Raw genomic sequence first — 23,818 nt, 5'->3', positions numbered from 1 at the left:
TTAAGCAACTAAAAAAGTTGCTTGACATTTGTGCAGCGCACTCGTAGCTTCAATGCACAGTCTTTGACTGTAAATACCCTCCTTGGGTGTTTCCTCCCTAGACTTAGCCGCGCCCACAAGCGCGGTTTTTTTTGCCCGCGATCGAGCGCGCGAGCCTGCCAACCCGCCGGCAAACGATCAAACCTGTGGAAAACCAAACGGACTATTCTGCCGCCAGCGCGCTGTCGCCGGCGAAATCGACGACGAAGTCCGCCATCTGACGCATGAAGGTGGAAAGGGCGGCCGCGACCATCGGGAATTCCGGTCGCCTGGCAAGCGTCATCTCGTCAACGTAAAGCGCGCGGTTGATCTCGATCTGCAGCGCATGCAGGCCGCGCACCGGCCGTCCGTAATGTTCGGTGATGAAGCCGCCCGCATAGGGCTTGTTGCGGACCGCCGAAAATCCCATGCCGTCGAGGAACTGCATCGCCGCCCGTGAAAGCTCGGCAGACGCGCTGGTGCCGTAGCGGTCGCCGATGATGAAGTCGGGCCGCACGTCCGAACCGGACAGCCTGATATTGCCGGGCATCGAATGGCAGTCGATCAGGATGGCGAGCCCGAAGCGTGCATGGGTGCGGGCGATCAGCTTGCGAAGGCAGGCGTGATAAGGCTTGTAGATCGTTTCAATACGCGACAGCGCCTCGTTGACCGGCAGCCGGCGGCGATAGATTTCCATGTTTTCGGCGACGATCCGGGGGATCGTGCCGAGCCCGCCCGCGACCCGCATCGAGCCGATATTGACGAAAGGCGGCAAAGGTCCGTCGAACATGCGCGGATCGAGCTCGTAGGGCTCGCGGTTGACGTCGAGATAGGCGCGGGGGAAATGGGCGAGAAGCAGCGGCGCGCCGAGTTCCGGCGCATCGGCGAAAAGCTCGTCGACATAGTGGTCTGCGGAGCGGCGGATGGAGAGCGAATCGAGGTCGCTCTCGGCGAGAAATTCGGGCGGATAGAAGCTGCCGCTGTGAGGCGAATTGAAGACGAAGGGGATAGTCTGCGTGGCGGGCTCCCTCACTTCGAAGTGTTCAAAATCACCCGCGTTGCAATCCATCCTGCCTTTACCATGTCACGAACTTGTTCTGGAACTCATGTTGCCAGTTGCCCGAGGCGAAGTCCATACTATCTATACCCTACCAAATCCTCTTGCACCCTCATTAAACGGATGTTTACCGCGTGTAGGCAGTGTAAGAGATACCGACAACTCTAAAAATTTGCATTGGATAACGGTCCTGGAGATGATTCAGAAAATCCTTCTCGCCGAAGACGATAACGACATGCGTCGTTTCCTGGTGAAGGCGCTTGAAAAGGCGGGCTACAAGGTTGCGTCCTTCGACAACGGCGCGAGCGCCTATGATCGCCTGCGCGAAGAGCCCTTCTCGCTGCTCCTGACCGACATCGTCATGCCGGAAATGGACGGGATCGAACTCGCCCGCCGGGCGACCGAACTCGACCCGGACCTGAAGGTGATGTTCATCACCGGTTTCGCAGCCGTCGCGCTGAACTCCGATTCCAAGGCCCCGAAGGACGCCAAGGTTCTGTCGAAGCCCTTCCACCTGCGCGATCTGGTGGACGAAGTGAACAAGCTTCTGGCGGCCTGAGGCCCCGAAAGCCCTGATCTGCAAGGCCTTCAAAAAACCTTCGCATTTCATGGCAAAAACCTGTTGACGGCCCGACCAGTCTATGGTCTATGCGCCGCCACGGATGGGCGTGTAGCTCAGCGGGAGAGCACTACGTTGACATCGTAGGGGTCACAGGTTCAATCCCTGTCACGCCCACCATCCAGTTCAAAACGTTGAGAAATCCGCTTCGGCGGATTTCTTCGTTTCTGATCCCTCCCTTAACCTGATCGTTCCAAAACGGCGCACTTTCGCCCGAAAATCTTCACCAGCCTTGCTGGCGATTTGGTCATCTGCGCTTGTTATGGTGTTACGACATCAAGGAGGCGAAGATGGCGCAGTTCAAGAATTCGGAGCATCTCGTCCAGACGAAGGCACCGGCCTTCGAGAAGGATTGGATGCCGGGACAGAAGGTGCCGAATGCCGGCATCTACCGCTGCAAGACCTGCGGCGACGAAATCGTCGTGCACAAGGACGCGGCCATCCCGCAGATCCACCACGAACATTCCGTCCTCGGGCCCGTGATCTGGAAGCTGCTGGTCTTCGCCCAGAAACATCCGTCGCGCCCCTGAGGGCCGCGGTTTCCGCGCGGCAGTTCCTGCTGTTCATCTTTTTTCGCCGAGCGTACCGAATCGGCCGGAACCAGCCTCGTAACACGACATGGAATGTGCCAAATGCGACCCACCGCGTCATTGATGCGGATTTTCCCCAATTTGCCCCGCCCGACCTTCGGCGGGGCTTTTTTGTTTTTGGGGGACTGATTCGCCCGGTTTCTCGCGGTTCACGCCCGGTGATCAGAGAATCGCGTTGCCGGCCACAAACGCGAGCACGACGAAAACCAGGAAGATCACGAGGAAGATGAAGAAGAGGATTTTCGCGATCGAAGCCGTCGCGGCGGAAACGCCGGAAAAGCCGAGGAAACCGGAAATCAGCGAGATGACCAGGAAGATGAGAGCCCATTTCAGCATGGAATTTTTTCCTTCACGTTGATGGTCCGATAACGCGAAGAAATGTTCCAGGGTTCCCGACGACCCCAAGACCTTGCGGTGAGAAGACCGGGCTACCGGAAGAGATGCGCCGTCCCCGCCACGACGATCATCACCCGATCGCCGGGGACCAGCGTCTCGCGGCTCGGGATGTCGAGCCGGAAGGAGAAGCCCTGCGGATCCCCACCGAGCGCGATCCTGACATCCGAGGTAGGGCCGCAGAAATTGATCTCGGCAATCGTCCCGACAGCCCCGTCGCCACCATTCTGAGCCCTGGCCTGCGTGACGGTGATCTGTTCCGGCCGCAGCATGATCTCCGCCTTGCCGCGATAGGCGACGTCATCGACCGGCAGGACCCCGAGCGGGCTCTCAGCCCGCCCGTCGGCAACATCGGCCGGCAGCACGATCGCCTCGCCGAGGAAGGCCGCCGTCGCCGCGTCGACGGGCCTGGAATAGACCTCGCGCGGAGAACCCACCTGCGCGAATTTCCCCGCCCGCATCACGGCCACCTGGTCGGCGAAGGCGAGCGCCTCGCTTTGATCGTGGGTCACCAGCAGCGTGGTGATGCCGGCGGCGTTCAGCACATCGGTCACCGCCTTGCGGGTGGCGGCCCTCAGACCCGTATCCAGCGCCGAGAAGGGCTCGTCGAGCAGCATCAGCCTCGGCTTGCGCGCAAGAGCCCTGGCGAGCGCTACGCGCTGCTGCTGGCCGCCTGAGAGCTGGTCCGGCTTGCGGGCGAGCATGGCCGGATCGAGCCCGACCATGTCCATCAACTGGGCGATGCGGGCATCCTTCACCGAGGCCTCCGCCTCCAGCCCGAAACCGATATTCTGCCGGATCGTCAGATGCGGAAACAGGCAGCCGTCCTGCGCCACGATGCCGATGCCGCGCTTGTGCGCCGGCACCTGGGAGCGAGCGTCGGCAAGCTGCTGGCCGGCGAACACGATGCGGCCCTCATCCGGCGCATCGAAGCCGGCAACCAGGCGCAGAAGCGTGGTCTTGCCGCAGCCGGAAGGCCCGACGATCGCCGTGCGGCTGCCGGCCGTCACCGACAGGTCGATGCCGTCGAGGGCTGCGACGGAGCCATACTGTTTGCGCAGGGAGGTCAGGGTAAGAAACGTCATCGCCCGGCGATCTTTTTCGATTGGTGATGGAGAAGGAAGGTGAGCGGCAGCGAGAAAGCGACCATCAGCACCGCATAAGGCGCAGCACCCGCATAGTCGATCTCGCCGGTCAGCGCCCAGAAGGCCATGGCGAGCGTGCGTGTGCCGTTCGGCGCCAGCATCTGGGTGGCGGTCAGTTCGTTCATGATGCCGAGCGAGGAGAGCGCCACGCCCGCCGCAGCCCCCGGTGCCGCAAGCCGGATCGTCGTCGCAAGCAGCGCATTGCCCGGCGAACGCCCTAGGCTCGCCGCCGCCTGTTCGATCTCGACCGGCACCTGCGCGATGCTGGCGCGCAGGCTCACCAGCGCGCGCGGCAGGAACATCACCACATAGGCAAGCACGATGGTCACGACGCTCTGGTAGAGCGGCAGCATGACCCGCACGGTGATGGTGACGAGCGCCAGCGCCACGACGACGCCCGGCATCGAGCTTGCGAGATAATAGCAGCCTTCGAGGAAGCGGCTGGCGCGGGTCGGCCGGCGCACCGAGAGCCATGCGATCGGCACGGCGGCGGCGGTTGTGACGATCCCGCCGATCAGGCAGATGACAAGCGTCTGCCACAGCGCCAGCCCAACCTCGTCGACCTGCCACACGCCGGCGCCGCCGGCGATCAACCAGCGCCCGAGCGTCAGCACCGGAATGCCGAGCGCAAAGGCGGCGGTCGCAGCCGGCAGCAGGAGAGCGACATATTTCCACCGGCCGAGCCGTGCGATCTTCGGCCGGCGGGCGACTCCGGATCCGAGCCGCGCATAGCGGCTGCGCCCGCGCAGCGAAGCCTCGAGACCAAGCAGCACGAAACAGCAGAGCACCAGCACCAGTGCCAGCATGTAGGCCGCGACACCGTTATAGGTCGACTGGAACTGGTCGAGAATGGCGGTCGTGAACGTGTCGAAGCGGATCATCGCGAACAGACCGTATTCGGCCAGCAGATGCAGGCCGATCAGCAGCGCGCCGCCGCAAAGGGCAAGCCGGAGCTGCGGCAGCACGACGCGCCGGAAGACGGCGAAGGGCGCCAGCCCCAGCGAGGCCGCCTGGTCTTCCAGAGCCGGGTCGAGCAGCCGGAAGGCGGCCGAAAGCGGAAGATAGAGAAACGGAAAGTAGGCGACGACCGAGATCGCCACGCCGGCGGGAAGGCCGTTGAAACCGGGCCACATCCCGATCCAGGCATAGGAATGCACGAAGGCGGGCACGGCAAGCGGCGTGACGCAGAGCCAGGACCAGAACCGCGCGCCCGGCAGGTCGGTGCGTTCCGTCAGCCAGGCGAGCGAAACGCCGAGCACGGCGCAGATCGGAATAGTGAAAATGACGAGCAGGACGGTATTGGCCAACAGCTCGCCGACCCGAGAGCGGAAGATCAGCTGCGAGGCCATGTCCCAACCGGTCACCACCGCTGCCCACAGCACGAAGCCGAGCGGCAGGAGCGCCAGCAAGGCCACCACGACCGCGATCGTCAGCGTCCAGGACGACGCCGCCGTCAGGCGGTGTCGCGGCGCGATGGAGACCCTGGTATCTGTGGTGGAAGTCATTGCCGGTCCGAAAATACGAGACATCGCAGGTACGCCCTGCGATGTCTCCATGCAACTGTTATCGACCGCTTTTAGAGCAGGCCGGCGGCGGTCATCATGTCGGTGACCTTGGCGTTGTTGAGGGTCGAGGGCTCGACCTTCGGGGCTGCCAGGTCTGCGATCGGGGTCAGCATCTTGTTGGAAGCTTCGCCCTTGCCGACGGCGTATTCAAAGGAGGTGCCGTCGCGCAGGATCTTCTGGCCGCCCTTGCCGGTGACCCACTTCAGGAAGGCCTGCGCCTGTTCCTTGTGCTTGGAGGAGGCGAGGACGCCGCCGCCCGAGATCGACACGAAGGCGCCCGGATCCTGGTTCTTGAAATAATGCATGCCGATGTTCTTGGTGTTCTCGCCGGTCTTCGCGACGTCGCCGAAATAGTAGTAGTGGTAGATCAGCGCGCCTTCGAACTGGCCGGCGTTGACCGCTTTCATCGCCGTCGAATTGCCGCGGATCGGCGTCGCGTTTTCCTTCATGCCCTTCAGCCAGGCGGCGGTCGCTTCTTCACCCTTCAGCTGCAGCAGCGCCCCGACGATCGCCTGGAAATCGGCGCCCGACGGAGATGCCGTCCAGCGGCCCTTCCATTCCGGCTTGGCAAGGTCGAGCATCGACTTCGGCAGCTTGTCCTGCGCCAGCTTGGTCTTGTCATAGACAAAAACGGTCGAGCGGGCAGCGATGCCGACCCAGTTGCCGTTGGCCGGATGGAAACCCGGCAGAACCTGGTCGAGGGTCGCCTTGTCGACCGCCGCGAAAAGACCCTTGCCGTCGACCAGCACCATGGCCGGCGAATTTTCGGTCAGGAACACGTCGGCCGGGGAATTGGCGCCCTCCTGGACGATCTGGTTGGCGATTTCGAGGTCGCTGCCCTGGCGGATGGTGACCGCGATGCCGGTCTCTTCCGTGAAGGCCTTCACCCATTCCTTGGTCAGCCCTTCATGCTGGGCGTTATAGATGGTGAGACTGTCGGCCACCTGCGCCGAAGCCGGCGATGACAGGGACAGAACGGAAAAGGCCAGGGCAACGCCCGCAGCCAAGGTGAATGAAGTTCTCAAGGTCGCCTCCGCAAGAGAGTCAGGAATTTGACGAGCCCCCTCATAACCAAAGCAGAGATTTATGGTCAAGTTTATTTGCATGGCAGGCGTAACGAAAGCGTGATTTACGTTTAAAATACAAACGGATACAGACGCGGACGCGAATTGATCGCGGCACCGGCTCTTGGCATGCAAATTGTACTTGGGCGAGAATGACGCTGGCGGCATCGTCGCAATGTTCCGGCCCGCGGGCAAGTTGGCGACTTGCCGCAGACGTGCCAACGCGGATTTCCGCGCAGGCGCACGAATCAGCTATGGCTAATTCGAACACATCGGGAACGGGCATGGCTGTTGCTTATCTGGAAAAGCTGAACGACGCGCAGCGGCGCGCGGTGGAGCACGGCTCCGACGTACCGAACGGCGGCGCGGCCGGCCCGTTGCTGGTCATCGCCGGCGCCGGCTCCGGCAAGACCAACACGCTCGCCCATCGCGTCGCGCACCTGATCGTCTCGGGCGCCGATCCGCGCCGTATCCTGCTGATGACCTTTTCCCGCCGCGCCGCTTCAGAGATGGGCCGCCGCGTCGAGCGCATCTGCGCCCAGGTTCTGGGTGCCAATGCAAGTATCATGACCGACGCGCTCGCCTGGGCCGGCACCTTCCACGGCATCGGCGCCCGGCTGCTGCGCCTCCACGCCGACCAGATCGGCCTCGACCACGACTTCACCATCCACGACCGGGAGGACTCCGCCGACCTGATGAACCTGGTGCGCCACGAACTCGGCTTCTCGAAGACCGAGAACCGGTTTCCGACCAAGGGCACCTGTCTTCAGATCTATTCCCGCGCCGTAAATTCCGAAACGCCGCTCGACGAGGTGCTGAAACTGCATTTCCCCTGGTGCGCCACCTGGGAACAGCAGTTGCGCGAACTGTTCGCCTCCTATGTCGAGGCGAAGCAAGCCCAGAACGTGCTGGATTACGACGACCTCCTGCTCTACTGGGCGCAGATGATGAGCGAACCGGCGATTGCTGAGGATGTCGGCGACCGTTTTGACCATGTCCTCGTCGACGAATACCAGGACACCAACCGCCTGCAATCGTCGATCCTGATGGCGATGAAACCCGGCGGCATCGGGCTCACCGTCGTCGGCGACGACGCCCAGTCGATCTATTCCTTCCGCGCCGCGACGATCCGCAACATCCTCGATTTCCCGAACACGTTCGATCCGCCGGCCAATATCGTCACCCTCGACCGCAACTACCGCTCGACCAAGACGATCCTCGCCGCCGCCAACGGCGTCATCGATCTTGCCCGCGAGCGCTTCACCAAGAACCTCTGGACCGACCGCCAATCCGAGGAGCGCCCCCGCCTCGTCGCCGTCAAGGACGAGACCGAACAGGCCAACTACATCGTCGAAAAAATCCTCGAAAACCGCGAAACCGGCATGACGCTGAAACAGCAGGCCGTGCTGTTCCGCTCCTCGCACCATTCCGGCCCGCTCGAAGTCGAGCTCACCCGCCGCAACATTCCCTTCGTGAAATTCGGCGGCCTGAAGTTCTTGGACAGTGCCCATGTCAAGGACATGCTGGCCGCGCTGCGTTTCGCCCAGAACCCGCGCGACCGTGTCGCCGGCTTCCGGCTGATGCAGTTGATCCCCGGCATCGGCCCGCAGACGGCTGGAAAAATCCTCGACGCCATCGCAGCCGACCCGGAACCGCTCGCGGCGTTGCAGGAAATCCCCGCGCCGCCGCGTTCCGGCGCCGACTGGCCCGCCTTCGTCGACATGCTCGCCGCCGTCCGAAGGGGCGCAGGCTGGCCCTCCGAAATCGGCCTTGCCCGGCAATGGTACGAGCCGCATCTCATCCGCATCCACGAGGATGCCGAAACCCGCAAGGCCGACCTGCTGCAGCTCGAACAGATCGCTTCGGGCTATACGTCGCGCGAACGCTTCCTCACCGAACTGACCCTCGACCCGCCGGATGCGACCAGCGCCGAATCCGGCACGCCTTTGCTCGACGAGGACTATCTCATCCTCTCGACCATCCATTCCTCCAAGGGCCAGGAATGGCGCTCGGTCTTCCTCTTGAACTGCGTCGACGGCTGCATCCCGTCCGACCTCGGCGTCGGCTCGACCGCCGAGATCGAGGAGGAACGCCGCCTCCTCTACGTCGCGATGACGCGCGCGAAAGACCATCTGCACCTGATGACGCCGCAGCGCTTTTTCGTCCACGGCCAGGCGTCGCAGGGCGACCGGCACGTCTACGCCGCCCGCACCCGCTTCATCCCAGCCACCTTGCTGCAATTCTTCGAAACCGCCGCCTGGCCGGTCGTGGCGCCGATGTCCGACGCCGAACGCCAGGCCCGCCACCAGGTCCGCATCGACGTCACCGCCCGCATGCGCGGCATGTGGCGTTAGGCTGCCCCAGAGAGGATCAGTTCCACCGGAACGACGGGTATGGCACTGAACTCGCGTGTCCCCCCGCTGTCGCGTTGACTCTGACTGCACTGGATGGAACAACCCGACCTCGATGTGGCAGTCAGACGATATCGGGAGGGGATGAATGACCAGTCGCAAAATCGTTCTGGTTCAGGGTGCCTGGGGGTCGAGCGCGAGCTGGACGCCGGTCGCCGATCTGCTGCGGGGCATGGGTCACCAGGTCTTCGTGCCGAGCCTCACCGGGCTCGGTGAACGAACCCACCTGTTTTCGGGCGCCATCAATCTCGACACCCATATCGGCGACGTCTGCGGCCTTATCGAAGCGGAAGGCCTGGAAGAATTCGACCTCGTCGGCCATTCCTATGGCGGCATGGTGATCACGGGCGTCGCCGACCGTTTCGCGGCCCGCATCCGTACCCTGACCTATCTCGACGCTTTCCTGCCGGAAAACGGCCAGTCGGCGCTCGATCTGCTCGGTCCGGAAGTGGCGCTTGCCAACCTCGCCATGGCCGGCGAACTCGGCGGCATCGCGGTGCCGCCCCCTGCCCGTCACACGACCCGCGTGCCGGAACATCTGCGCCATTACATGACCAGCCGCTCGCCGCAGCCGTTCGCGACGATGATCCAGAAGATCAAGCTCTCGGGTGACTATCGGAAGATCACGAAAAGGCTTTACGTCTCGGCCAGTATCGACCAGTCGAAAATCTTCTCCGGCATCTACGCCAGGGTCAGCGCAGATCCGTCCTGGGCATCCATGGAAGTGCCGAGCGGCCACATGCTGCAGCTCGAAATGCCGGAACAGGTCGCCCGGATCATCCACGATTTCATCGGCTGACTTTTCGCCCGGTCAGTCCGGCGAAACCGAAAGCGGCGGCGGAAACAACCGCCGCCGCTTTCCGTATCAGTTTACGATCGGCTTGATCGACAACAGGATGTCGACCAGTTCCTTCTGGTGCTTTTCCTCGTCGCCCTTGGTTCCCCAATAGGTGACGACGAGACCCTTGGTCGGCGACGTCTGGATCAGTGCAAGCCCGACGCTCACCGGACCGTTTTCGTCCTTGCCGTCCCAATCGAGCGTGGTCATCTGCATGCCGTTGAACTCCTCGACCGGAGTTTCCTTCAGCGTCTTCGGATCGACGGTGACGCCAACCTCCTTCAGGAAATCGATAGCCTCCGAAACGGTCTTGTCCATCGACTTCAGCTCCGCGACATCGGCGGAAAGATAGACGGCATCGTCACTGGACGTGGCATCGACGCCGGTGTCGGTTTCCTTCGGGTTCCAGCTGTCGGGGATCTTGATGCTGGCGATCGGAGCATCGCTCGGGAACTTGAGTGTTTTCGCCTCAGCCAGCATGGGAGCGGCGAGGACGAGCATGGCAATAAGAAGAGTTTTTTTCATCTGGGAATCCTGAAAGGTTGGGAACCGCAGATGCTTCAACCAGCGGCGAAAACCGTTTAGCACACAGCTCTTTAAGAATAGGTGGAGCAAACGTTCAAAAAGCCGGCAATTCCGCAAGGTTATTCTTGGGGGTTGCAGCCGTCCTCTTCGAACTCCCGCGGGCGAGCCTAGCTCGGGCTGCGCCCGCCGCCGTGCCTCTCCAGAAGCTCGATCTGGATCTGCTGCATTTCTGCCAGCCGCTCCCATTGATGCGCCATCTGGTGGTCGATCTTTTCGTGGAGCTGGCGGATTTCCAGTTCGGCGCGCAGGTTGATCATGTAGTCGTTCTCCGAGCGCATCCGGTCCTTTTCCTCCTGCCGCCGCTGGCTCATCATGATGACCGGCGCCTGCAGCGCCGCCAGGCACGAGAGCACCAGGTTGAGCAGGATGAACGGATAGGGGTCGAACGGGACCGTGAACAGGCCAACGACGTTGACCGCCATCCACACGACCAGCACGCCGAGAAAGCTCAGGATGAAGGTCCAGGAGCCGCCGAAGGAGGCGACCTTGTCGGCCACCTGCTCGCCGAAGGTGGGGTTGCGCTCGAGCAGGCTGGCAGCGCTCTTCTGAACCGTCGAGGCGCCCCTCTCGAAACTGTCGAGCACGCGCCGGTCGAGTTCGGAGAGCTCGCCCCGCTCCTCATCGAGGAGCTTTTCCACGTAGCGGCGGCGGAAACGGGCAAGGTCCTCGTCGCAGATCAGGCTGTTCTCATCGCAGTCCTTCACCTCCTCGACGATCATCTCGGCCAGATGTGGGCGCAGATATCCGGTCCTGTGCATTTTCGAGAGTGGAAAGGTGCGGCCGCAGACGATGCATTGTCCGGTCTTGGCGGACGTCATATGCCTGCCCATGTCATGCCTCTTCCTTCTTCTTCTTCGCATGCGCGTGAAGCGGCGACAGGTGGAAGAGGCGCGGCGAGAATTTGGCCCGGAACTCTTCCGAACGGCCGATATAGATGAGCGTCACGCCGTCGAGACGGCTGAGCACGTTCAGCAGCCGTTCCTGGGTTTCCGGCTCCAGGCCTTCCAGCACGTCGTCCATGATCAGCCAGGCCGGCTTGCGCAGCAACGCGTTGGCGATCGCGAGCGATGCCTCCTCGTCCTTGTCGAGCAGCCGGTCCCAGCGCTCCACGTCGTCCAGCCTGCCCACGAGACGGCCGAGCCCGACCTTTTCGAGGGCTTGCTTCAGCGCCTTGTCATCGGCGCCGGTCAGTCCGGCGGGAGAGATCATCACCTCGCGCAGCGTCGCCGTCGGCAGGTATCCGTCTTGCGGCATCATGATCATGCTGTCCACGGGCGGCAGGCCGATCTCGCCGCGCCCCCAAGGCCAGATGCCTGCCAGCGCCTGAAAGAACAGATGCCGGTCGGCGCCCGGATCGCCGTTGACCATCACCCGTTCGCCCGGCTTGATGGCACAATCGCCTTCCACCACGCGCACCCCGTGTCCCGCCTCGGCCAGATCGGGCTCGCCATAAACGGTAATTCCGCAAAGGCTGATGCCCTCGCCTTGCTGGGCCTCGCGATAGGCGATCACCCCGCCCTTCTTGGCCGGCGTATCCATGAGCAGCAGCGCGTTGCGGAAAGAGGAGACGCGGTTCAGCGTCGCGCGCCAGTCGGCGATGACGCTGAAGTTGACGACATACCAGCGGAGCGCCTGGTTGACCTGGTTGAAGGCGCCGACAGCCATCATCAGCCCGCCGAAGGAAAGCTCGCCCGAAAAATACATCGGCGAGGCGATGATGATCGGCGCCACCAGCGCCAGCCAGCCGAACCCGGCCGACACCCAGGTGAGATTGGCGAGCGCCCAGGCAAGCTTGCGCAGCATGCCCAGCACCCCGTCGATCGCGAAATGCACACGGGTGAGTTCGTTCGCCTCGCCGCGCGCCAGCGCGATCGGCTTCAGGTTCTCGTTGGCGCGCACCAGGGCTGAGCGCAGGTCCGCTTCGCGCGCATAACGCTCGGCATTGAGCCGCGGCAGCAGGTTGCCGACCACGTTGCTCAGCACCGAACCCAGCAGCGCATAGAGGATCGTCGTCCAAACCATGTAGCCGGGGATCGAAATGGTGCGGCCGCCGAAATGGAAGACGAAATCCGACGATATCGCCCAGAGGACACCGATGAAGCTCGCGAGCAGTATGGTGGAGTTGACGAGCCCGATCGCCAGCGCCGTGGTGTTTTCCGCCAGGATGCGGGTATCCTCGTGAAGCCGCTGGTCGGGATTGTTGGCGATCGCGCCGGCCCCGGCGAGCTTCAGCGCCCGGCCGGGCTTCAGCCAGACGTCGGCGAGATCGCGCGCCAACCCCTCGCGCATCCGCATCGCGGTGATCTGATTGAGCCATTGCTGGACAACGTTGAGCAGGGTCAGCGAAAAGGCGATGACGCCAAAGACGACGAGCTGGTTTAGGAATTCCGGCATGTCGCGCCGTTCCAGCGCATCATAGAACGGCCCGTTCCACTCGTTCAATCGGTATGTCGCATAGGTGGTTGCGAAGATGACCAGGAGCAGCGCCACGATCAGCACCAGAACGCGATTGCGCACCGGCGCATTCCAGAATGCTCTGCCCATCATGCGGAGCTGACCACCCAGGGAAAGTTCGAAGGCCGGCACTACACCTTCGGAATTCTGCGACATCTACTGCGACTCCTGCAAACACCCTCGTCACCCCTAACTTAGCATGCGTTTGCGGCTTGCGCAGCTTCGAGGGGATCGGCTCCCCCTATATGATGACGCAATCGCAATTCCTCACCCTACCCCACCAAAATTGAGCAGCTCGTCGCCGCGGAGCCCGCAGCAGGGATGATCCGGGGAGTGCGCGGCATTCCCTACCCCGTTGATACGGCGGGACAATCGCATCCGGGATGTAAAGTGGTGGTGGCATCCCCAACCCTCCTCCACAAGAGGGAGGGGCTCCACGGATCGCCCCCCGCCAGCCCCAACGCGTCCCAAAACCGCTTGCAATTTTTGCAACAGAATGTTAATGACCGACCAGTCAGTCATAAATGGAGATGCCGGTGGCCGGGAGGAAAAGAGAAAAGCGCGATCCGCAGCAACGCCGGGCCGAAATCCTGGCCGCCGCCTTCGCCTGCTTTTCCGAGCGCGGTTTTGCCGCCACCCGCATGGAGGATGTCGCGGCCCGCGCCGGCATCGCCAAGGGCACGGTCTACCTGCATTTCCCCGACAAGGAGGCGCTGTTCATCGAACTCGTCTCCGGCATCGCCTCGCCGATCCTCGGTCAGATCGACGGGCTGGCGGCCAACGAGGCGATCCCGCCGCGTTTCGCCGTGTCGATGTTCTACACGCTCTTCAAGCGCGAGGTGCTGGAGACCGAGCGCCGCCACCTGCTGCGCCTCATTCTCGCGGAAGGCCCGATGTTTCCGGCGGTCACCGAATTCTATCACCGGGAGATCATTTCCAAGGGTCTTGGCGTGCTGCGCATCCTACTGACGCGGGCGGCCGCCCGCGGCGAACTGCGCAATCCGGCGCTCGCCGAGATGCCGCAGATCGTCATGTCGCCGGCGCTGCTGTCGATCATCTGGACGACGCTTTTCGAAGCCTACGAACATCTCGACGCGCAAAAGCTGTTCGACACCTTCCTCGATACCCTGTTCGTGCCGGAGGGAGCCGCGAGATGAAGCGTGTCCTCGCAATCCTTATCCTCGCAGGTGCGGCCCTCGCCGCCTTGCCGTTTCTGCTCGCCGACAGGCCGCCGCGCCCTTATCAGGGCTGGGTCGAGGCCGATACGCTGTTCATCGGCACTGAGACCACCGGCCGCCTGACGAAACTCGACGTCGCCGAAGGCCAGGCCATCGAGGCGGGAACGCCACTCTTCAAGCTCGACTCCTCCAGCGAAGAAGCCGCCGTCGCAGCAGCCCGCGCCGCGCTTGCCCAATCCCAGGCCGCGCTGGACCTTGCGCAAGCCGCCCAGAAGCGCCCGGAGGAGATCGACGTGCTGCGCGCCTCCGAACGGGAAGCCACCGCCCGGCTGGACCTTGCCGAACAGGATCTCGACCGCACCCGCGTGCTGGTCGAGCGCGGCACGTCCACCCGCGCCAATCTCGACACCGCGACCGCGACAGAGGCCGCCAACCGCGCCGCCCTCGACAACGTCCGCAGCCAGATCATCCTCGCCGCCCTCCCCGCCCGCGACGAGACCCTGCGCCAGGCGCGCGAAACCGTCGCCGCCGCCAGGGCCGAACTCGCATCGGCCGAGGCAGCGCTTGCCCGCCGCTCGGTTTCGGCACCGGCCACAGGCAGCATCGAGACGCTCTATTACCGCAGCGGCGAAGTCGTGCCCGCCGGCCGGCCGATCGTCGCACTCCTGCCGCCGGAAAACGTCCGAATCCGCTTCTTCGTCCCGGAAACCGAAATCGCCCGCCTGTCGCTCGGCCAGCCGATCCGCGTCACCTGCGACGCCTGCCGGCCGACCGACGCGAAGGTCAGTTTCATATCCAAGACCGCCGAATACACCCCGCCGGAAATCTACAGCCTCGAGGAGCGCGCAAAACTCGTCTATCGCATCGAGGCGATCCCGTCGGATCCGAAGGCGCTGCGCCCCGGCCAGCCGGTCGACGTCCTGCCCGGACCACGCCCATGACCGCCGCCACAGAAACCTACGAAGTCGACGCCCCCGAAACGGTGATCGACGTCCACCACCTCACCAAGAGTTTTGGCGGCCGTAAGGTAGTCGACGATGTCTCCATGTCGGTGAAGAAGGGCCGCATCCACGGCTTTCTCGGCCCCAACGGCTCCGGCAAAACGACCACGATCCGCATGCTCTGCGGCCTCTTGACGCCCGACAGCGGCGACGGCACCTGCCTCGGCTTCGACATCCTGACCGAAAGCGACCGCATCCGCCGCCGGGTCGGCTACATGACCCAGAAATTCTCGCTCTACCAGGACCTGTCGATCCGCGAGAACCTCGAATTCGTCGCCCGCGTCTACGGCCTGCCCGATCCGCGCGGTAAGGCGAGCGCGGCAATCGAACGGCTCGGCCTCAAGGGCCGCGAGAAACAACTGGCCGGCGAACTTTCCGGCGGCTGGAAGCAGCGCCTCGCGCTCGGCGCCTGCATCCTGCCCGAACCGGCGCTTCTCCTTCTCGACGAACCGACCGCCGGCGTCGACCCGAAGGCCCGTCGCGATTTCTGGAACGAGATCCACGCGCTTGCCGCCGACGGCCTCTCGGTTCTCGTCTCCACCCATTACATGGACGAGGCCGAGCGCTGCCACGAGATCGCCTATATCGCCTATGGAAAGCTGCTCGCCGAAGGCACGGTGGACGAGGTGATCGCCGGTACAGGCCTCGTCACCTTCACGGTCTCCGGCCCGGATGTGCATCATCTCCAGGGCGAACTCGAAAACCGGCCCGGCATCGACATGATCGCCCCCTTCGGCACCAGCCTGCACGTCGCCGGCCGCGATGCCGCGGCCCTGGAACAGGCCATCGCCCCCTATCGCGATCGGCCGGGCCTCAAATGGGAAAAGGGCGAACCGACGCTCGAAGACGCCTTCATCGACCTGATGCGCCGCTCGGAGGACAATTTCAAATGACCCCGGCACCAGGCAGCGCAAACGGCAACGGCGGTTCCTTCGGCCGCTTCTGGGCGATGACGGTCAAGGAATTCATCCAGATGACCCGCGACCGCATCACGCTCGCGACTATGGTCATGCTGCCGATCATGCAGCTCTTCCTGTTCGGCTTTGCGATCAACACCACCCCGCACAACCTGCCGACCGCCGTGCTGATGCGCGAAAACAGCGATGTCGGCCGCTCCATCCTCGCTGCCTTGAAGAACACCGATTTCTTCGAGGTGAAGACCGTTGTCACCCGCGCCGAGGACATGGATGCGCTCCTGCAATCCGGCGAGGCCCTGTTCGTCGTCGAAATTCCCGAAGGTTTCGAACGGTCGCTGCGCCGCGGCGATTCGCCCTCGCTGCTGATCGCGGCCGACGCCACCGATCCGGTCGCCGCCAGCTCGGCGCTCGGCGCGCTCTCCGGCATCATCTCGACCGCGCTCGAAAACGATCGCCAAATCACATTCGCCGAGCCCGTGAAACCCGCCTTCCAGATCGTCCAGCACCGCCGCTACAACCCCGCCGGCTCCTCGACGCTCAACATCGTCCCCGGCCTTCTCGGCACGATCCTGACGATGACGCTGCTGATCTTCACCGCCCTCTCGGTCACCCGCGAGGTGGAGCGCGGCACGATGGAGAACCTGCTCTCCATGCCGATCAAGCCCCTGGAGATCATGCTCGGCAAGATCGCACCCTACGTGCTGATCGGCCTCATCCAGGCGCTCGTCATCATCGGCGTCGGTATCCTCGTCTTCCGCGTACCGGTCCTCGGCGATCCCCTGTCGCTTGCGGCCGCGACCTCTCTCTTCGTCGTCACCAACCTGTCGATCGGCTACACGTTCTCGACGATCGCCGCCAACCAGCTGCAAGCCATGCAGATGGCGATGATGTTCTTCCTGCCGAACATCCTCCTCTCCGGCTTCATGTTCCCCTTCGCCGGCATGCCGAATTGGGCGCAGTGGATCGGCGAAGCCCTGCCGCTGACCCACTATATCCGCATCGTCCGGGCGGTGATGCTGAAGGGCGCCAGCATCGAGACCTTGGCCTATGACACGCTGGCGCTCGCCGGCCTGATGGCCGTCGCCATGCTGATCGCGGTGCGCCGTTTCCGCCGCACGCTGGATTGAGGACCATAAAACCTACGCAATTCGCCGGTGTTGCCGCATCGCGATAAGCTCGGAATACGCCTTGCATTATTTACGTGCAACGCACAAAATCCTGGCAACGATCATCGATCGGCCAGCGTAAAGGCCGGCACGGGGCAGCCAAAGGGGCAGTATGTCGATCAAGGCGAGTATCTACCACCTTACCCATTACATGTACGACAAGCCCGTCCGTCTCGGACCGCAGATCATCCGCCTCAAACCGGCCGCCCATTCGCGCACCAAGGTGCTCAGCCATTCGCTGAAGGTGACGCCGTCCAACCACTTCGTGAACCTGCAGCAGGATCCTTACGGCAACTACCTCGCCCGATTCGTGTTTCCAGACCCGGTCACCGAGTTCAAGATCGAGGTCGATCTCGTCGCCGACATGACCGTCTACAATCCCTTCGACTTCTTCGTCGAAGAGGATGCGATGAAATGGCCGTTCAGCTATCCGCCGGAACTGGTCGAGGACCTGTCGATCTACATGACGCCGGAACCGCCCGAACCGGCGCTGGTCGATTACCTGAAGACCTTCGACATGTCCCCCGGCCAGCCGACGGTCGACATGGTGGTCGGCATCAATGCCCGCCTGCAGCAGGCGATCGGTTATGTCATCCGCATGGAACCCGGCGTGCAGACGCCGGAACAGACGCTGACTTCGGCCTTGGGCTCCTGCCGCGACACGAGCTGGCTGCTGGTCCAGATTCTCCGCCATCTCGGCCTCGCCGCCCGCTTCGTCTCCGGTTACCTGATCCAGCTCACGCCGGACTTAAAGGCGCTTGACGGCCCCTCCGGCACCGAGGTCGATTTCACCGACCTGCACGCATGGTGCGAGGTCTATCTTCCCGGCGCCGGCTGGGTCGGCCTCGACCCGACCTCCGGGCTTCTGACCGGCGAAAGCCATATCCCGCTGGCCGCCACGCCCCATTTCCGCAACGCCGCCCCGATATCGGGCGGTTATTTCGGCGAGGCGCAGACCTCCTTCGCCTTCGACATGAAGGTCAATCGCGTCGCCGAACACCCGCGCATCACCAAGCCGTTTTCGGACGAATCCTGGGAGGCGCTCGACAAGCTCGGCGACCAGGTCGACCGCATACTGCAGGCACAGGACGTTCGCCTGACCATGGGCGGCGAACCGACCTTCGTGTCGATCGACGATTTCGAATCCGGCGAATGGAACACCGATGCCGTCGGCCCCACCAAGCGGGAAAAGGCCGACGTCCTGATCCGCAAGCTTCGCGAGCGTTTCGCGCCGGGCGGGTTCCTGCATTACGGCCAGGGCAAGTGGTATCCGGGCGAAAGCCTGCCGCGCTGGACCTTCTCGCTCTACTGGCGCAAGGACGGCCGGCCGATCTGGAGCAATCCGGACCTCGTCGCCGAGGAAGGCCAAAATTACGGCGTCGGCGAGCAGGATTCGGAAAGGCTGCTCACCGGCATCGCCGCCGAACTCGGCATCACCCCCGACATGGTCGTGCCGGCCTATGAGGACCCGGCCGAATGGATCATCAAGGAAGGCTCGCTGCCGGACAATGTCGATCCGTCCAATTCCAAGCTCAAGGACCCGGAAGAGCGCAACCGCATCGCCCGCGTCTTCGAACGCGGCCTGACCAGCCCGAGCGGTTATGTCCTGCCGGTCCAGGCCTGGAACGCGAAGGCGAGCGGCAAGCGCTGGATCAGCGAGAAATGGCGCACCCGCCGCGGCCGCATCTTCCTGGTGCCCGGCGACAGCCCGGTCGGTTACCGCCTGCCGCTCGGCACCCTGCCTTACGTCCCGCCCTCGCAATTTCCCTATATCCATGAGGCAGACCCCTCCATCCCTCGCAATCCGCTGCCCGACGTGATCGTCCCGGCCGGCCGCGCCATGCCCGAATCCTCCTTCAAGGCCGGAGACGCGGCCAATCCCGGCCGCGTCGAACAAACCCTCGGCGAAATCGGCGGCGCGGTGCGGACCGCAATTTCGGTCGAAGCCCGGGACGGCCGGCTCTGCGTCTTCATGCCGCCGGTTGAAAAGATCGAGGACTATCTCGAACTGATCGCAGCTGCCGAAAACGCCGCGACCGCACTCGGCCTCGCCGTGCATATCGAGGGCTACGCGCCACCCCACGACGAGCGCATCAACGTCATCCGCGTCGCGCCCGATCCCGGCGTCATCGAGGTCAACATCCATCCCGCCGCCAGCTGGAAGGAGACGGTGGCGACCACCACCGCCATCTACGAGGAGGCCCGCCAGAGCCGCCTCGGCGCCGACAAGTTCATGATCGACGGCCGCCACACCGGCACCGGCGGCGGCAACCATGTCGTGGTCGGCGGCGCCAATCCGAACGACAGCCCGTTCCTGCGCCGGCCCGACCTTTTGAAGAGCCTGGTCCTGCACTGGCAGCGCCATCCGTCGCTCTCCTACCTGTTCTCCGGCCTGTTCATCGGCCCGACCTCCCAGGCGCCGCGCATCGACGAGGCTCGCCACGATTCGATGTACGAGCTGGAAATCGCGCTTGCCCAGGTGCCGCCCCCCGGCCAGGGTGCAGCCCCGCTCCCGTGGCTGGTCGACCGCCTGTTCCGCAACCTTCTGACCGACGTCACCGGCAATACCCACCGCTCCGAAATCTGCATCGACAAGCTGTTCTCGCCGGACGGCCCGACCGGGCGGCTCGGGCTCGTCGAGTTCCGCGGCTTCGAGATGCCGCCGAACGCACGCATGTCGCTTGCCCAGCAGCTGCTGGTCCGGGCGCTGATCGCCCGCTTCTGGAAGAACCCGCTTCAGGGCCGGTTCGTGCGCTGGGGAACGGCGCTCGCGGACCGCTTCATGCTGCCGCATTATGTCTGGGCCGATTTCATGGACGTCCTTCAGGACCTTCGCGAAAACGGCTTCGACCTGCGCCCCGAATGGTTCGAGGCACAACTCGAATTCCGTTTCCCCTTCTTTGGCGAGGTCGAATACGAGGGCTCCAAGCTCGAACTGCGCCAGGCGCTCGAACCCTGGCACGTGATGGGCGAGCAGGGTGCCATCGGCGGTACCGTGCGGTACGTCGATTCGTCGGTGGAGCGCCTCCAGGTCCGGCTCGAAACCACCAATCCGTCCCGCTATACCGTCGCCTGCAACGGCCGCGCCGTGCCGCTCAAGGCCACCGGCACATCCGGCGTCTCGGTTGCCGGCGTCCGCTTCAAGGCCTGGCAGCCCTCCGCCGGCCTACACCCGGTCCTGCCGGTTAATACGCCGCTCACGTTCGACATATATGATACATGGTCCGGACGTTCGATCGGCGGCTGCATCTATCACGTTGCCCATCCGGGCGGGCGTAGTTATGACACCTTCCCGGTCAACGGCAACGAGGCGGAAGCACGCCGCCTCGCCCGGTTCGAGCCGTGGGGGCATACGGCAGGCGGCTATACGCTTCTGGCCGAAACGCCATCGCCCGAATTTCCGCTGACGCTCGATCTGCGCCGGCCGCAAGGAGTCTGAAAAAGTCGATGTCCAAGGCACCGGCAACCGAACGCAAGGCAAAAGAGGGGATCGCTGGCGATCCCCTTCTCGGTTATGCCGCATTGCCCGGCGTTGCCGACGAGATGCTCGATGCGAACGGCCAGATCCGGCCGGTCTGGCGCAACCTGATCTCCCATCTCGGCCGCATGACCGAGCACGAGCGCCGCGAGCGTTTCGCCCGCGCCGACCGTTACCTGCGCGACGCGGGCGTCTTCTACCGCACCTACGGCGCCCAGGGCAGCGGCGAGCGCAACTGGCCGATCAGCCACGTGCCGGTTCTCATCGACGGCCGAGAATGGGAGACCGTCTGCAAGGGCCTGACCCAGCGCGCCGATCTTCTGGAAGCGCTGATCGCCGATATCTACGGCGACAACAAGCTGGTGCAGGAGGGTTTCCTGCCGCCGGCGCTGATTGCCGGGAATGCCGAATTCCTCCGCCCGCTGGTGGGCGTCAAACCGGTCGGCGGCCATTACCTGCATTTCTGCTCGTTCGAGATCGGCCGCGGACCGGACGGTAACTGGTGGGTGCTTGCCGACCGCACCCAGGCACCGTCCGGCGCCGGTTTCGCGCTCGAAAACCGCGTCGCCACCACTCGCGCCTTTTCGGACATCTACGCCGAATCGCATGTCCACCGCCTCGCCTCCTTCTTCGGCGCCTTCCGCGATGCGCTGCAATCCCACAAACAGAACCCGGAGGACCGCATCGCGGTCCTGTCGCCGGGCCCGGCCAACGAGACCTATTTCGAACACGCCTATATCGCCCGCTATCTCGGCTTCATGCTCCTCGAGGGCGAGGACCTCACGGTCGTGGGCGACCGCGTCATGGTCCGCACCGTGGCCGGCCTTAAGCCCGTGGGCGTGCTCTGGCGCCGCCTCGACGCGGCCTACGCGGATCCGCTCGAACTCAACCAGCACTCCCATATCGGCACGCCCGGCATGGTCCAGGCGCTGCGTGCCGGCGCGCTTACATTCGTCAATGCGCTCGGCTCCGGCATTCTCGAGACCCGCGCGCTGCTGGCCTTTGCGCCGACCGTCTGTCGGCGGCTGATCGGCGAGGACCTGATCATGCCCTCGATCGCCACCTGGTGGTGCGGGCAGAAAAAGGAACGCGAGCACGTCGCCAAGAACATCGAGCGCATGGTCATCGGACCGGCCTATTCGCGGCTGCCCTTCTTCGACGACAACGGCCAATCGGTTCTCGGCTCGTCGCTGCGCAAGACCGCGCGGGACACGGTCGGCGACTGGCTTGCAACCGAAGGCGCCAAGCTGGTCGGCCAGGAGGTGGTGACGCTTTCGACCACGCCCGCCTATGTCAACGGCAAGCTCACCCCGCGGCCGATGTCGCTGCGCGTCTTTGCCGCCCGCACCGAACACGGCTGGCAGATCATGCCGGGCGGCTTTGCCCGCATCGGCGCCGGCGACGACGTGGCGGCGATCGCCATGCAGTCTGGCGGGGCCGCCGCCGACGTCTGGATCGTCAGCGACAAGCCGGTGACAAGGGCGACGCTCCTGCCGCCCGAGGAAAGTTTCACCCGCAACATGCCCGGCAGCCTGCCGAGCCGCGCGGCGGACAATCTCTACTGGCTCGGCCGGTATATCGAGCGGGCCGAAGGCGCCCTGCGCATTCTGCGCGCCTGGCACCTGCGCTACGCCGAGTCTGCCGACCCGAACGCACCGCTTCTTGCCGATGTCACCCGCTACCTGAAGGGCATCGATGTCGAGATGACCAAGGCGGTGCCGGCATCGCTTCTGCGCAACATCGACAGCGCCATCTATTCGGCGAGCAACATTCGTGACCGTTTCTCGCCGGACGGCTGGCTGGCGCTGACCGACCTTGCCAAGACCGCCCGCCGCTTCCACGAAACCGTGCATGCGGGCGACGACGCCTCGCATGCGATGACCGTGCTCCTGCGCAAGCTCGCTGGTTTTGCCGGTCTGGTGCATGAAAACATGTACCGTTTCACCGGCTGGCGTTTCCTGTCGATCGGCCGCCACCTGGAGCGCGGCATGCACATGACCCGGCTGCTCGGCCACATGTCAGGCCCCGACGCGCCGGATGGCTCGCTCGACATGCTGCTCGAGATCGGCGACAGCGTCATGACCCACCGCCGCCGCTACAACGTCAACACGGCAAGGCTGACGGTCGCCGACCTCCTGGCGCTCGACCCCTTGAACCCGCGCTCGATCCTGTTCCAGCTGAACGAAATCCGCACCGAGGTGGAGCAATTGCCGAACGCCTTCGTCAACGGCCAGATGTCGCCCTTCTACCGCGAGGCGATGCGGCTGCATTCCGGCCTTGCGGTGATGACCCCGGAGGCGATGAACGACGATACCTACCAGAAGATCGAACTGGAGATGGAGAAGCTGTCCGATATCCTCGGCCAGACTTATTTCAGCTGATGCTTTACGATCTCTCTCCTCCACATGGGTTATACCTACGACGTGCCGGCCTCGGGCGCCCGCCACGTGATCCGCCTCCTGCCGCTGTCCCTGCCCGACCGGCAGCGGCTGATCGCCGGCTCGATCACCGTCGGCCCGCAGGCCGACGAGCGGACCACATTCATCGATTTTTTCGGCCAGCAGGCGACGTCCGTGCTGCTGCGTGCGCCGCACGAAACGCTCGACATCCGCATGCAGGCCCGCGTCATGGTGGAAACCACCTCGATGACCGCGGACCTGTCGCCGGAACTGCCGACCCTCGCCGACGAACTGGCGGATTTCTGGTCGGTCGATGCCGCCTCCCCGCATCACCTGACGGGCGCAAGCCCGCGTCTTGCCGAGGAGCCGCTGATCGCCGCCTATGCCCGCGAGATCGTCAAGCCGGGCCAGACGGTGCTTGAGATCGCGCTTGGCATCTGCGCCCGCATCCACAAGGACTTCACCTACGACGCCAAGGCGACCGAGGTCGATACGACGCCCAAGGAGGCCTTCCGGCTGAAGCGCGGCGTGTGCCAGGATTTCACCCATATCATGATCGTGGCGCTGCGCAGCCTCGGCATTCCGGCGGGTTATGTCAGCGGCTTTCTGCGCACCATTCCGCCGCCGGGCAAGGAGCGCCTCGAAGGTGCCGACGCCATGCACGCATGGGTGCGGGTCTGGTGCGGCGAGACGATGGGGTATGTCGAACTCGATCCGACCAACAACATTCCGGCCGGCAGCGACCATATCGTCGTCGGTTACGGCCGCGACTATTCCGACGTCGCCCCGGTCATCGGCATGCTCAAGGGTTACGGAAACCAGAACGCCGTGCAGGCGGTGGACGTCATTCCGGTAAAATCCTGAAATCCCGCTCCGTTTTGGCGCTGATTCCCGGCATTCCGTAAAATTGCACCAAATGGTTTAGGTCTTCCTATACTCG

18 protein-coding genes, 1 tRNA gene and 1 pseudogene are annotated in these 23,818 nt (G+C 63.9%); 12 read left to right on the top strand and 8 right to left on the bottom strand.

Going from position 1 to position 23,818, the window contains the following annotated elements; genetic code table 11:
• Window positions 1-202: 202 nt before the first annotated feature.
• Window positions 203-1,087 (bottom strand): N-formylglutamate amidohydrolase, encoded by an 885-nt coding sequence (locus ACZ9EJ_RS02355; RefSeq protein WP_046629199.1) that lies wholly within the window; start codon window positions 1,085-1,087, stop codon window positions 203-205.
• Between the two features lie 184 nt (window positions 1,088-1,271).
• Here ACZ9EJ_RS02355 and cpdR1 point away from each other — a divergent pair, with 184 nt between their 5' ends.
• The 3 genes from cpdR1 to ACZ9EJ_RS02340 all read left to right on the top strand — a co-directional run bounded on the left by cpdR1 (window position 1,272) and on the right by ACZ9EJ_RS02340 (window position 2,224).
• Entirely contained in the window at window positions 1,272-1,634 is a 363-nt protein-coding gene (gene cpdR1 / locus ACZ9EJ_RS02350; RefSeq protein WP_037077221.1) for a response regulator CpdR1, read from the top strand.
• A gap of 105 nt (window positions 1,635-1,739) precedes the next feature.
• Window positions 1,740-1,814, top strand: a tRNA-Val gene (locus tag ACZ9EJ_RS02345).
• Window positions 1,815-1,984: 170 nt separating this feature from the next.
• Window positions 1,985-2,224 (top strand): hypothetical protein, encoded by a 240-nt coding sequence (locus tag ACZ9EJ_RS02340; RefSeq protein WP_046639556.1) that lies wholly within the window; start codon window positions 1,985-1,987, stop codon window positions 2,222-2,224.
• Between the two features lie 222 nt (window positions 2,225-2,446).
• On the opposite strand, the gene ACZ9EJ_RS02335 is transcribed toward ACZ9EJ_RS02340, so the two are convergent.
• From ACZ9EJ_RS02335 to ACZ9EJ_RS02320, 4 genes are all read right to left on the bottom strand, one after another.
• Window positions 2,447-2,620: a DUF1328 domain-containing protein gene (locus tag ACZ9EJ_RS02335; RefSeq protein WP_046629195.1), complete on the bottom strand. Its 174-nt coding sequence runs from the start codon at window positions 2,618-2,620 to the stop codon at window positions 2,447-2,449.
• Between the two features lie 92 nt (window positions 2,621-2,712).
• Complete coding sequence (locus ACZ9EJ_RS02330) at window positions 2,713-3,762, bottom strand: ABC transporter ATP-binding protein (protein WP_046639555.1); 1,050 nt, start codon at window positions 3,760-3,762, stop codon at window positions 2,713-2,715.
• Complete coding sequence (locus tag ACZ9EJ_RS02325; protein WP_046639608.1) at window positions 3,759-5,327, bottom strand: ABC transporter permease; 1,569 nt, start codon at window positions 5,325-5,327, stop codon at window positions 3,759-3,761. The genes ACZ9EJ_RS02330 and ACZ9EJ_RS02325 overlap by 4 nt, the downstream gene beginning before the upstream one ends.
• A 71-nt stretch (window positions 5,328-5,398) precedes the next feature.
• On the bottom strand, window positions 5,399-6,412 hold the full coding sequence (locus ACZ9EJ_RS02320) for an iron ABC transporter substrate-binding protein (RefSeq protein ID WP_046639554.1): 1,014 nt from the start codon (window positions 6,410-6,412) through the stop codon (window positions 5,399-5,401).
• 323 nt (window positions 6,413-6,735) lie between these two features.
• Between ACZ9EJ_RS02320 and ACZ9EJ_RS02315 the strand changes: the two genes are divergently transcribed.
• A complete protein-coding gene (locus ACZ9EJ_RS02315) occupies window positions 6,736-8,805 on the top strand; it encodes an ATP-dependent helicase (RefSeq protein ID WP_046639553.1) in 2,070 nt (689 codons plus the stop codon).
• Window positions 8,806-8,950: 145 nt separating this feature from the next.
• On the top strand, window positions 8,951-9,661 hold the full coding sequence (locus ACZ9EJ_RS02310; protein WP_046639552.1) for an alpha/beta fold hydrolase: 711 nt from the start codon (window positions 8,951-8,953) through the stop codon (window positions 9,659-9,661).
• A 66-nt stretch (window positions 9,662-9,727) separates the two neighbouring features.
• Here ACZ9EJ_RS02310 and ACZ9EJ_RS02305 read toward each other — a convergent pair whose 3' ends face one another.
• The 3 genes from ACZ9EJ_RS02305 to ACZ9EJ_RS02295 form a co-directional block, all read right to left on the bottom strand.
• The gene (locus ACZ9EJ_RS02305) at window positions 9,728-10,225 is read right to left on the bottom strand and encodes a hypothetical protein (protein ID WP_046639551.1); all 498 of its coding nucleotides are present in this window, start codon (window positions 10,223-10,225) and stop codon (window positions 9,728-9,730) included.
• A 167-nt stretch (window positions 10,226-10,392) separates the two neighbouring features.
• Window positions 10,393-11,115 (bottom strand): DUF1003 domain-containing protein, encoded by a 723-nt coding sequence (locus ACZ9EJ_RS02300; RefSeq protein WP_080955685.1) that lies wholly within the window; start codon window positions 11,113-11,115, stop codon window positions 10,393-10,395.
• Window position 11,116: 1 nt separating this feature from the next.
• Window positions 11,117-12,895, bottom strand: coding sequence for an ABC transporter ATP-binding protein/permease (locus tag ACZ9EJ_RS02295; RefSeq protein WP_046629179.1), 1,779 nt, complete (start codon window positions 12,893-12,895; stop codon window positions 11,117-11,119).
• A gap of 380 nt (window positions 12,896-13,275) precedes the next feature.
• Here ACZ9EJ_RS02295 and ACZ9EJ_RS02290 point away from each other — a divergent pair, with 380 nt between their 5' ends.
• From ACZ9EJ_RS02290 to ACZ9EJ_RS02260, 7 genes and pseudogenes are all read left to right on the top strand, one after another.
• On the top strand, window positions 13,276-13,896 hold the full coding sequence (locus ACZ9EJ_RS02290) for a TetR/AcrR family transcriptional regulator (RefSeq protein WP_046639606.1): 621 nt from the start codon (window positions 13,276-13,278) through the stop codon (window positions 13,894-13,896).
• Window positions 13,893-14,858 (top strand): HlyD family secretion protein, encoded by a 966-nt coding sequence (locus ACZ9EJ_RS02285; protein ID WP_046639550.1) that lies wholly within the window; start codon window positions 13,893-13,895, stop codon window positions 14,856-14,858. The genes ACZ9EJ_RS02290 and ACZ9EJ_RS02285 overlap by 4 nt, the downstream gene beginning before the upstream one ends.
• Window positions 14,855-15,811 (top strand): ABC transporter ATP-binding protein, encoded by a 957-nt coding sequence (locus ACZ9EJ_RS02280; RefSeq protein WP_046639549.1) that lies wholly within the window; start codon window positions 14,855-14,857, stop codon window positions 15,809-15,811. The genes ACZ9EJ_RS02285 and ACZ9EJ_RS02280 overlap by 4 nt, the downstream gene beginning before the upstream one ends.
• Entirely contained in the window at window positions 15,808-16,962 is a 1,155-nt protein-coding gene (locus ACZ9EJ_RS02275; protein ID WP_046639548.1) for an ABC transporter permease, read from the top strand. Before ACZ9EJ_RS02280 ends, ACZ9EJ_RS02275 begins: the two co-directional genes overlap by 4 nt.
• Window positions 16,963-17,113: 151 nt before the next feature.
• Window positions 17,114-20,440: a transglutaminase family protein gene (locus ACZ9EJ_RS02270; RefSeq protein ID WP_046639547.1), complete on the top strand. Its 3,327-nt coding sequence runs from the start codon at window positions 17,114-17,116 to the stop codon at window positions 20,438-20,440.
• 8 nt (window positions 20,441-20,448) lie between these two features.
• Window positions 20,449-22,860: a circularly permuted type 2 ATP-grasp protein gene (locus ACZ9EJ_RS02265; RefSeq protein ID WP_046629165.1), complete on the top strand. Its 2,412-nt coding sequence runs from the start codon at window positions 20,449-20,451 to the stop codon at window positions 22,858-22,860.
• A pseudogene (locus ACZ9EJ_RS02260) lies at window positions 22,860-23,742 on the top strand (transglutaminase family protein). The gene ACZ9EJ_RS02265 and the pseudogene ACZ9EJ_RS02260 overlap by 1 nt, the downstream one beginning before the upstream one ends.
• The last annotated feature ends 76 nt before the right edge of the window (window positions 23,743-23,818 follow it).

The organism is Neorhizobium sp. USDA 3394, from assembly GCF_056280385.1.
The sequence above is the reverse complement of the archived record's forward strand: the minus strand, read 5'-3'. Positions and strand labels throughout refer to the sequence as shown.

Excerpts from the sequence above, each read along its gene's own strand:
- ACZ9EJ_RS02295 (WP_046629179.1), bottom strand. The coding sequence starts at position 12,895 with ATGTCGCAGAATTCCGAAGGTGTAGTGCCGGCCTTCGAACTTTCCCTG.
- ACZ9EJ_RS02315 (WP_046639553.1), top strand. The coding sequence starts at position 6,736 with ATGGCTGTTGCTTATCTGGAAAAGCTGAACGACGCGCAGCGGCGCGCG.
- ACZ9EJ_RS02270 (WP_046639547.1), top strand. The coding sequence starts at position 17,114 with ATGTCGATCAAGGCGAGTATCTACCACCTTACCCATTACATGTACGAC.
- ACZ9EJ_RS02280 (WP_046639549.1), top strand. The coding sequence starts at position 14,855 with ATGACCGCCGCCACAGAAACCTACGAAGTCGACGCCCCCGAAACGGTG.
- ACZ9EJ_RS02265 (WP_046629165.1), top strand. The coding sequence starts at position 20,449 with ATGTCCAAGGCACCGGCAACCGAACGCAAGGCAAAAGAGGGGATCGCT.
- ACZ9EJ_RS02335 (WP_046629195.1), bottom strand. The coding sequence starts at position 2,620 with ATGCTGAAATGGGCTCTCATCTTCCTGGTCATCTCGCTGATTTCCGGT.
- ACZ9EJ_RS02275 (WP_046639548.1), top strand. The coding sequence starts at position 15,808 with ATGACCCCGGCACCAGGCAGCGCAAACGGCAACGGCGGTTCCTTCGGC.
- ACZ9EJ_RS02305 (WP_046639551.1), bottom strand. The coding sequence starts at position 10,225 with ATGAAAAAAACTCTTCTTATTGCCATGCTCGTCCTCGCCGCTCCCATG.
- cpdR1 (WP_037077221.1), top strand. The coding sequence starts at position 1,272 with ATGATTCAGAAAATCCTTCTCGCCGAAGACGATAACGACATGCGTCGT.
- ACZ9EJ_RS02325 (WP_046639608.1), bottom strand. The coding sequence starts at position 5,327 with ATGACTTCCACCACAGATACCAGGGTCTCCATCGCGCCGCGACACCGC.
- ACZ9EJ_RS02330 (WP_046639555.1), bottom strand. The coding sequence starts at position 3,762 with ATGACGTTTCTTACCCTGACCTCCCTGCGCAAACAGTATGGCTCCGTC.
- ACZ9EJ_RS02285 (WP_046639550.1), top strand. The coding sequence starts at position 13,893 with ATGAAGCGTGTCCTCGCAATCCTTATCCTCGCAGGTGCGGCCCTCGCC.
- ACZ9EJ_RS02355 (WP_046629199.1), bottom strand. The coding sequence starts at position 1,087 with ATGGATTGCAACGCGGGTGATTTTGAACACTTCGAAGTGAGGGAGCCC.
- ACZ9EJ_RS02310 (WP_046639552.1), top strand. The coding sequence starts at position 8,951 with ATGACCAGTCGCAAAATCGTTCTGGTTCAGGGTGCCTGGGGGTCGAGC.
- ACZ9EJ_RS02340 (WP_046639556.1), top strand. The coding sequence starts at position 1,985 with ATGGCGCAGTTCAAGAATTCGGAGCATCTCGTCCAGACGAAGGCACCG.
- ACZ9EJ_RS02300 (WP_080955685.1), bottom strand. The coding sequence starts at position 11,115 with ATGGGCAGGCATATGACGTCCGCCAAGACCGGACAATGCATCGTCTGC.